The sequence below is a fragment of the Streptomyces sp. ATLC9 genome, from assembly GCF_057196705.1.
Genome location: NZ_JBXUOY010000226.1, coordinates 1 through 8,518 on the forward strand (window position 1 = coordinate 1; position 8,518 = coordinate 8,518).

At 74.5% G+C, this 8,518-nt stretch carries 8 protein-coding genes and 1 pseudogene; 2 read left to right on the forward strand and 7 right to left on the reverse strand.

The window, feature by feature from the left end:
* From AC2CJA_RS20450 to AC2CJA_RS20465, 4 genes are all read right to left on the reverse strand, one after another.
* On the reverse strand, nt 1-2,326 hold a 2,326-nt coding region (locus AC2CJA_RS20450), incomplete at its 3' end, for a Tex family protein (RefSeq protein WP_484604144.1).
* Between the two features lie 90 nt (nt 2,327-2,416).
* A complete protein-coding gene (locus tag AC2CJA_RS20455; RefSeq protein ID WP_254716883.1) occupies nt 2,417-2,542 on the reverse strand; it encodes an LPFR motif small protein in 126 nt (41 codons plus the stop codon).
* 69 nt (nt 2,543-2,611) lie between these two features.
* Nucleotides 2,612-3,475: an SCO6745 family protein gene (locus AC2CJA_RS20460; RefSeq protein WP_484604138.1), complete on the reverse strand. Its 864-nt coding sequence runs from the start codon at nt 3,473-3,475 to the stop codon at nt 2,612-2,614.
* Between the two features lie 9 nt (nt 3,476-3,484).
* Nucleotides 3,485-4,279, reverse strand: a complete 795-nt coding sequence (locus tag AC2CJA_RS20465) for an enoyl-CoA hydratase/isomerase family protein (protein WP_484604139.1) — start codon at nt 4,277-4,279, stop codon at nt 3,485-3,487.
* Between the two features lie 405 nt (nt 4,280-4,684).
* Between AC2CJA_RS20465 and AC2CJA_RS20470 the strand changes: the two genes are divergently transcribed.
* Complete coding sequence (locus AC2CJA_RS20470; protein ID WP_484604140.1) at nt 4,685-5,095, forward strand: ATP-binding protein; 411 nt, start codon at nt 4,685-4,687, stop codon at nt 5,093-5,095.
* A 39-nt stretch (nt 5,096-5,134) separates the two neighbouring features.
* On the opposite strand, the gene idi is transcribed toward AC2CJA_RS20470, so the two are convergent.
* The 3 genes from idi to galE all read right to left on the reverse strand — a co-directional run bounded on the left by idi (nt 5,135) and on the right by galE (nt 7,970).
* Nucleotides 5,135-5,695, reverse strand: a complete 561-nt coding sequence (gene idi / locus AC2CJA_RS20475) for an isopentenyl-diphosphate Delta-isomerase (protein ID WP_484604141.1) — start codon at nt 5,693-5,695, stop codon at nt 5,135-5,137.
* A 139-nt stretch (nt 5,696-5,834) separates the two neighbouring features.
* Nucleotides 5,835-6,773, reverse strand: a complete 939-nt coding sequence (locus AC2CJA_RS20480) for a cation diffusion facilitator family transporter (RefSeq protein WP_484604142.1) — start codon at nt 6,771-6,773, stop codon at nt 5,835-5,837.
* A 177-nt stretch (nt 6,774-6,950) separates the two neighbouring features.
* Entirely contained in the window at nt 6,951-7,970 is a 1,020-nt protein-coding gene (galE, locus tag AC2CJA_RS20485; RefSeq protein ID WP_484604143.1) for a UDP-glucose 4-epimerase GalE, read from the reverse strand.
* A gap of 289 nt (nt 7,971-8,259) precedes the next feature.
* On the opposite strand from galE, the pseudogene AC2CJA_RS20490 reads away from it, so the two are divergent.
* Nucleotides 8,260-8,518: pseudogene (locus AC2CJA_RS20490) on the forward strand (CDP-alcohol phosphatidyltransferase family protein); the annotation flags it as partial.

Genomic DNA, 8,518 nt, shown 5'->3' on the forward strand with positions numbered 1-8,518 from the left:
GGGCGGGGGCGCGCCGGCCGCCCTCGCGCTGCCCGCCCTCGCGCCGGCCGCCGCCGTCGCCCGCGCCGGGACCGGTCTCGTCGTCCAGCCGCAGCGTCAGCGAGATCCGCTTGCGCGGCACGTCCACGTCCAGGACCTTGACCCTCACCACGTCGCCGGACTTCACCACCTCGCGCGGGTCCTTCACGAACGCCTTCGACATCGCCGAGACGTGGACCAGGCCGTCCTGGTGGACGCCGACGTCCACGAAGGCGCCGAACGCGGCGACGTTGGTGACCACGCCCTCCAAGACCATGCCCGGCTCCAGGTCGCCGAGCTTCTCCACGCCCTCCCTGAAGGTGGCCGTGCGGAACGCCGGGCGCGGGTCGCGGCCGGGCTTCTCCAGCTCCCTGATGATGTCGGTCACCGTCGGCAGGCCGAAGGTGTCGTCCACGAACTCCTGCGGCCGCAGGCCGCGCAGCACCGTGGTGTTGCCGATCAGCGCCGCTACGTCGCTGCCCGTCGTCTTCACCATCCGGCGCACCACCGGGTACGCCTCGGGGTGGACGGCGGAGGCGTCCAGCGGGTCGTCCCCGCCGCGGATGCGCAGGAAGCCCGCGCACTGCTCGTACGCCTTGGGGCCGAGCCGGGGGACGTCCTTGAGCGCTCTGCGGTCGCGGAAGGGGCCGTTGGCGTCGCGGTGGGCGACGATGTTCTCCGCCAGGCCCGCGCCGATGCCCGACACCCGCGACAGCAGCGGCGCGGACGCGGTGTTGACGTCCACGCCGACGCCGTTGACGCAGTCCTCCACCACCGCGTCCAGCGAGCGCGACAGCTTCACCTCGGAGACGTCGTGCTGGTACTGACCCACCCCGATCGACTTGGGGTCGATCTTGACCAGCTCGGCCAGCGGGTCCTGCAGGCGCCGGGCGATGGAGACCGCGCCGCGCAGCGAGACGTCCAGGTCCGGCAGCTCACGGGAGGCGAAGGCGGAGGCGGAGTACACCGAAGCGCCCGCCTCCGAGACCATCACCTTCGTCAGCTTCAGCTCCGGGTTCGCGGCGCACAGCTCGGCGGCCAGCCGGTCCGTCTCGCGGGAGGCGGTGCCGTTGCCCACGGCGATCAGCTCCACCCGGTGCTCCCGTGCCAGCCGCGTCAGCGTCGCCAGCGACTCCTTCCAGCGGTTCTGCGGGACGTGGGGGTGGATCGTCCCGGTGGCGGCGACCTTGCCGGTGGCGTCGACGACGGCGACCTTCACACCCGTGCGGAAACCCGGATCCAGGCCCATGGTGGCGCGGGTGCCGGCGGGGGCGGCCAGCAGCAGGTCGCGCAGGTTGGCCGCGAACACCGCGACCGCCTCGTCCTCGGCGGCGGTGCGCAGCCGCAGCCGCAGGTCGATGCCCAGGTGCACCAGGACGCGGGTGCGCCAGGCCCAGCGCACGGTGTCGGCCAGCCAGCGGTCGGCCGGACGGCCGCGGTCCTCGACGCCGAACCGGCGGGCGATCGCGCGCTCGTAGTCGGAGGGGCCGGTGGTCTCGCGGAGGGCCCCGCCCTCCGAACCCTCCCCGGCGGGCTCGGGCTCCGGCTCCAGGGAGAGGTCGAGGACCTCCTCCTTCTCACCGCGCAGCATCGCCAGCACCCGGTGCGAGGGCAGCTCGGTGAAGGGCTCGGAGAAGTCGAAGTAGTCGGCGAACTTGGCGCCCTGCTCCTGCCTGCCCTCGCGCACCTTCGCCACCAGCCTGCCGCGCCGCCACATCGTCTCGCGCAGCTCGCCGATCAGGTCGGCGTCCTCACCGAAGCGCTCGGTCAGGATCGCGCGGGCGCCCTCCAGCGCGGCGGAGGCGGCGGCCACCCCCCTGTCCGGATCGACGAACGCCGCCGCGGCGGCGGACGGGTCCACGGACGGGTCGGCGAGCAGACCGTCGGCCAGCGGCTCCAGGCCCGCCTCGCGGGCGATCTGCGCCTTGGTGCGCCGCTTGGGCTTGTAGGGCAGATAGACGTCCTCCAGGCGCGCCTTGGAGTCGGCGGCCAGGATGCGGGCCTCCAGCTCGGTGTCGAGCCTGCCCTGGGAGCGCACGGACTCCAGGATCGCCGCCCGCCGCTCCTCCAGCTCCCGCAGGTAGCGCAGCCGCTCCTCCAGGGCGCGCAGCTGCGCGTCGTCCAGACCGCCGGTGGCCTCCTTGCGGTAGCGCGCGACGAACGGCACGGTCGAGCCGCCGTCGAACAGCTCGACGGCGGCCCTGACCTGCCGTTCCCGTACGCCGAGTTCCTCGGCGATCCTGCCCTCGACGGACGCCGCGCCGGACGTGCCGGCCGGTGCCGCGCCCTCGACGGGCGTCTCTCCGATGGACTGTGTCACGATCCGTTCCGCCTTACTCGGTGCTGGGTGCTCCCCCGGTAGCCCGCATTGTTACAGGCCGCACCGACAGGCGGACGGTCAGGCGCGGCGTCCGGTGCGTGAAGCCCCGCCGAAGAGACGGGCCAGGAGGCGGAAGGGCAGCGTCACCACGGTCGCGATGGCGCCGCCGACGGTACGGAGTGCGTCTGCTATGGCTTTGAACATGCCAACCGCGTGGCCGCTTTCACGCCGGGCAAACCCGTTCCGTTCCCCTTTCGTCCGGCTTCTTTTCCCTCAGCCCTTGCCGAACGCGTCCGCGGGGAAGGCGCCCGCGGCGAGGGCCGCGCCGGTGAGGGCGCCGCACAGCTCGGTCAGCCGCTCGGTGCCCGCCGCGCCCAGGTGCTGGTACGGCGCGGCGTCGAGCCGGTCGGTCTCCGCCTCCAGCTCCCCGCGCAGCGCGGCGCCGGCCCCGGTCAGCTCGCCGTCGCCGTCCAGCAGCCCGCGTCCCCGCAGCCGCTCCTGGGCCTCCTCCCAGTCCCGGCGGCTCCAGCCGCGGGTGGCCAGCGCCCATTTCGGGCTCATGCCGCGGCCGCCGGCGGTGTGACTGACCAGCGCCTCCAGCGGGTCCAGCCCGGCGTGCTGGAGGACGGCGACGTGAGCGTCGCCGCGGTGCTCGCGCAGCAGCGAGGCGCCGTGCCACAGGGCCAGGTGCGGGGCCTCGGGCACGGGGAGGTCGGCGAGCGCCGCGTACAGCGGACGGCCCGGTCGGACGCACCCCTCGGCGGCGCGCAGCGCGAGTTCGGCGGCCTCGGCCGTCTCCTTCGACGCCACCGCCTCCTCGCCCAGCAGGCGCCGCAGCATGGAGTCGGCGGCGCGCAGCCGGGCGGCGAGCACGGTCTCGGGGGCGGCCAGCTCCCACACGGCCGGCAGATGGCGGGCGACGAGGGTGTGGTGGAAGTTGTGGAAGGTGGCGGTGACGACCCCGGGGCCGACCCGGCCCAGCGCCGCGGCGCGGCCCGCGAAATAGACCGCGGAGGGGTCCTCGATGCCGTAGGGGGCCAGCTCGCGCGCCAGGTCGGGGGCGAAGTAGAGAGCCGAGTGCAGCGGGTTGACGACGTTGTGGCAACGCCGTCCGGCTTTGGCGGGAAGGGACGTCATACCCGCACGCTACCCGTCGGTAAGTTGCCAGGTGAAGACCGGAGGGCGCCGTTCCAGGAAAGCGGCCACCCCCTCGGCCCGCTCACCGCTCCCCCGGGCGCGCTCCTCCCAGTGGGCGACCCGCTCCGGCGGCACGGGGCCGTCCCCGGCTCCGTTCGCGAACTCCTTGGCGGCCGCCTGGGTGAGCTGCGAGCGCGAGACGAGCAGTCGCGCGAACGCCGCGACCCGCCCGTCCAGTTCGCCCTCCGGGTGCACCTCGTCGACCAGCCCGGTGCGCAGGGCCCGCCCGGCGCCGATCAGCTCGCCGGAGAACAGCAGGTACTTGGCGGTGGCAGGGCCGACCAGGGAGACCAGGCGCCGGGTGGAGGAGGCGCCGTAGACGATGCCGAGCTTCGCGGGTGTGATGCCGAACAGGGCGCTCTCGGCGGCGAAGCGCAGGTCGCAGGCGACGGCGAGCTGGCAGCCGCCGCCCACGCAGTGCCCGCGCACGGCCGCGAGCGTGGGCCGGGGGAAGGCCGCCAGTGCCTCCTCGGCGGCCACCGCCAGACGTCGGGACTCCTCGTCGCCCTCGCGCAGGGCGGAGATGTCGGCGCCCGCGCAGAAGGTGTCGCCCTCGCCGGTGAGGACCAGGGCCCGTACGGCGGGGTCGGCGGCGAGCCGCTCCAGCACGGCGGGCATCCGGCGCCACATGTCCGGTGTCATCGCGTTGCGCTTGGCGGGATTGCCGATGGTGAGGGTGGCGACGCCGTCCCGGACGGAGACCGGCAGGGCCGGACCGCCGGCCGGCGGGGTGTGCGCGGACATGGGCCGGATCGTAGCGGCAGGGGGAACGGCGGCCGGGACGGGGTTCGCGGAAACGATCGCGCAGGGTCGGTCACCGCAGCGAACGGTGCGTAAGCCTTCTGTCAATTGCCATCGAAAAGTGCCGACTTGCAGTCACAGGGCCGGGTCGCGCGCGCCGCGGGCCAACACTCGTCGCAAGAACCGGTCCGGAACCGGGCCGGACGGAAACGGCCGGCGACAGCCGAGAGCGGGGTGCGGCAGATGGACATCCTCGGGGGTTCCCTCCCTGACCGTGACGGACGGACGCCGGCCACGGCGCCGGACCCTCGGGCCGCGCCACCGCGACCCCTGCCGCAGCCGCGGGCACGGCCGCGGCCGTACGAGGGACCCCGGCCGTACGACGGTGCCTGGCGGTTCACCGTCCCGGTGCACGAGTCGTCCGTGCCCCGGGCGCGCCACACCGTGCGGGACCTCGTCGGCCGCAGGGGCGCCCCGGTCACCGGCGAGCTGATGGACGGCCTGCTGCTGGTCCTCTCCGAACTGGTCACCAACGCGGTGCGGCACGCGGCCCTGCTCTCCGCGGAGATCGGCGTCGAGATATCCCTCGACGCCGGCCGGATACGCCTGGGGATCGAGGACGGCCACCCCTACCGCCCGGCGGCGCTGGCCGCCACCCCGGGGCGCGATCACACCGGGGGGCGCGGGCTGCTGCTGGTCAAGGCCGTCGTCGCCGAGGCGGGCGGCTCCTGCGAGACCGAGCGGACCGCCTCCGGGGGCAAGGTGGTCCGGGTCGCCCTGCCGCTGCCCCCTCTGCCCCCGTCGGCGCCGGCCCGCTGACCCGCACGGGCCGGGCTCAGCGGGCCGACGGCGGTCGCGTCACCAGCCGGCCGGGGCCCCGGTCACCTCGCGGATGCCTCCCCGTGCCGCGTCCAGCACCGTCATGAACCAGGCCGAGAACGGCTCCGCCTCGTGCCGCTTGAGCAGTTCACCGGGCGTCACGAACGCCGTCTCCGCGATCTCCTCCGGGTCCGGCCGGAGCGTGTCGGACACCAGGCCCGCGAAGAGGTGGTTGTACTCCTGCTCGACCAGGCCCGAGGCCGGATCCGGATGGTTGTAGCGCACCGTCCCCGCCTCCCGCATCAGACGGGGCGCCACGCCCAGTTCCTCGCCGACCCGCCGCGCGGCGGCGACGAAGGGCGGCTCGCCGGGGTAGGGGTGGCCGCAGCAGGTGTTGGACCACACCCCGGGGGAGTGGTACTTGCCCAGCGCCCTGCGCTGGAGCAGCAGCCGGCCCATGTCGTCGAAGAGGAAGACGGAGAACGCCCGGTGCAGCCGGCCCGGGGCCCGGTGGGCGGAGAGCTTCTCCGCGGTCCCGATCGTTCTGCCGTTCTCGTCGACCAGCTCGAGCATGATCGGGTCCGCCGTGCCGTTGGTCATGTCCGCCCTTCACCGCGCATGTGTCGGAACGGCATCGCCCCTGTGTTCCGACCGTCCGCTCCAGTGTGCCGTACACGGACGGGGGCCGCTCGCCGGGCGGGCGGTAGGGGATCCCCGCAGCGGTGGCGGGGACGGGGCGTCAGTGGCACAGCCGCCCCTCGCGCGCCGCGTGCCCGTGCGGCTCCAGCTGGAAGGTGCAGTGCTCGACGTCGAAGTGCCGCCCCAGGCAGCTGTGGAGGTCCCGCAGGATCCTGTCGTGGCCCCCTTCGGCCTCCAGCGCCTCCCGGCCGACCACCACATGCGCGGAGAGCACCGGCATGCCGGAGGTGATGGTCCACACGTGCAGGTCGTGCAGGTCCTCCACCCCGGGCACGCCCAGGATGTGCGCCCGCACCCCGGCCATGTCCACATGCCGGGGCGCGGTCTCCAGCAGGACGTCGATCGCCTCGCGCGCCAGCCTCACCGTCCGCGGCACGATCAGCACCGCGATCAGCAGCGAGGCGACGGGGTCGGCCTGCCGCCAGCCGGTGAACATGATCACCAGCGCGGCGGCGATCACCGCCAGGGAACCCAGGGCGTCCGCCGCCACCTCCAGGAAGGCGCCCCGCACGTTCAGGCTCTCCCGCTGCCCGCGCATCAGCAGGGCCAGGGACAGGCCGTTGAGGGCCAGGCCGACGACGCCGAACAGGACCGTCAGCCCGCCGGGGACCTCCTCGGGACGGCGCAGCCGCTCGACGGCCTCCACCAGGATGTAGCCGCCCACCCCGAGCAGCAGCAGGGCGTTGAGCAGCGCGGCGAGGATCTCGGCGCGGGCGAGACCGAAGGTCCGCCGCTCACTGCCGGGCCGGTTGGCGACATGGATCGCCAGCAGTGCCATCCCGATGCCGACCGCGTCGGTGGCCACATGGCCCGCGTCCGCCAGCAGCGCCAGCGAACCGGTCAGCGCGGCGCCCGCGAGTTCGGCGAGCAGCAGGACGACCGCGATGGCCAGAGCGGCGCGCAGCCGCCCCCGGTACGCGGCTCCCGCCGTGCCCGGACCGGCCGGCCGCGCCCCGCCGTGGTTGTGCCCTGCGCCCATGGATGATGCCTCCCGTACAGCGGCCGGCGCCGCGTAGGACCGGTGCGGACGGGTCCCAGTGAACTACGGGCGGGGGGTATGGGGCAACGCGGCACTGAACACCGTTGTCATCCCCTCTGACCTGCCCTTTCCATTCACCCGGCGGATGGCGCCCGCCCGTTGGGGGAGCGGCCCGGATCACTCGGGGAGCGCGTCCGCGTCCCGCCGGGGGCCTCCGGCGCGGTGGCCGGGCCGGAGCAGACGCCATCCCTCCCAGGCCGAGGCCACCATCTCCCGCACCCCGTACCGGGGCGCCCAGCCCAGTTCCCCGCCGATCCGCTCGGCCGAGGCGACCACCCGCGCGGGATCCCCCGGGCGGCGCGGGGCGACCACCGGGGCGGGATCGCGGATGCCGGTGGTCTCGGCGACGAGATCGGCCAGCTCCCGCACCGACACGCCCTCGCCGGTGCCCACGTTCACCGTCAGGTCCCCGCCGGCCGGGCGTTCGGCCAGACGGCGGGCGGCGGTCAGATGGGCCTCGGCCAGGTCGGCGACGTGGATGTAGTCGCGCACGCAGGTGCCGTCGGGGGTGGGATAGTCGTCGCCGAAGATCCGCGGGGCCTCACCGCGGGTGAGGGCGTCGAAGAACACCGGGATGACGTTGGAGACACCGACGTCGACCAGTTCGGGCCGCGCGGCCCCCGCCACGTTGAAGTAGCGCAGGCAGGCGGTGGACAGCCCGTGCGCCCGCCCCGCGGCGCGCACCAGCCACTCGCCCGCCAGCTTCGTCTCGCCGTAGGGGTTCAGCGGGACGCATGGGGTGTCCTCGGTGACCGCGTCCACGTCCGGCATGCCGTAGACGGCCGCGGAGGAGGAGAACACGAACCGCCGCACCCCGGCGGCGGCCACGGCCTCCAGCAGCACCGTGAGCCCGTACAGGTTCTCCCGGTAGTACGTCAGCGGATGCTCCACCGACTCGCCCACCTGCTTCTTCGCCGCCAGGTGCACCACGCCCGTGACACCGTGCCCGGCGATCGTGCGGTCGAGCAGAGCGCGGTCGGCGACCGAGCCGCGCACCAGGGGCACGCCGGGGGGCAGCCGCTCGGGCAGGCCGCTGGAGACGTCGTCGAGTACGACGACCCCCTCACCGGCTCCCGTCATCGCCCGCGCCACGTGTGCGCCGACGTATCCGATCCCTCCGGTCACCAGCCATGTCATGGCCGCAGCCTAACCAGCGGCCGCGGGCCGTCGTGGGCGCGCTCCTTGTGCGAGTCGCCGGGATCGAGGATCCTGGAACGCGGTCCGTGGTGTTCTGTCACCTTTCGTGACGGCGGGACGGTCCCGCCCGGTGAATGCGGGGTGAACGGACGCTTCCACCTATCCGATAACCTCTGGCCACGTGCTGCCCGCCCCGAACGGGTGACGGCGCACTGTGACCGCTGCCCGGACGCCGCTCGCTCACGGACCGCGCCGCGGACGGTACGGCTTCCAAGGAGTGAGTTCGTTCTTGTCGACCGCCATTCTCACCGGTCCGCCGGTCGCGGGGGCGCCCCTGGAGGGCAGTCTGCGATCGCTGGGTTTCGACGTGCGGGTGGCGCAGGACGCCGCCGGAGCGGAGGCGGCCCTGGCGGCCGTCCCGGCCGGTGAGCGCGTCGCCCTCGTCGACCCCCGCTTCGTCGGGCACACCCACAGCCTGCGGCTGGCCCTGACCGACCCGCGCTTCCCCGCCGCCGCGATCCCCGGCGCGCTGGCCGTCCGGCCCGGGG

What these genes read in the sequence shown, in the direction of transcription:
- AC2CJA_RS20455 (WP_254716883.1), bottom strand. Translation starts at nt 2,542, where the DNA reads ATGTTCAAAGCCATAGCAGACGCACTCCGTACCGTCGGCGGCGCCATC.
- AC2CJA_RS20460 (WP_484604138.1), bottom strand. Translation starts at nt 3,475, where the DNA reads ATGACGTCCCTTCCCGCCAAAGCCGGACGGCGTTGCCACAACGTCGTC.
- AC2CJA_RS20465 (WP_484604139.1), bottom strand. Translation starts at nt 4,279, where the DNA reads ATGTCCGCGCACACCCCGCCGGCCGGCGGTCCGGCCCTGCCGGTCTCC.
- idi (WP_484604141.1), bottom strand. Translation starts at nt 5,695, where the DNA reads ATGACCAACGGCACGGCGGACCCGATCATGCTCGAGCTGGTCGACGAG.
- AC2CJA_RS20480 (WP_484604142.1), bottom strand. Translation starts at nt 6,773, where the DNA reads ATGGGCGCAGGGCACAACCACGGCGGGGCGCGGCCGGCCGGTCCGGGC.
- galE (WP_484604143.1), bottom strand. Translation starts at nt 7,970, where the DNA reads ATGACATGGCTGGTGACCGGAGGGATCGGATACGTCGGCGCACACGTG.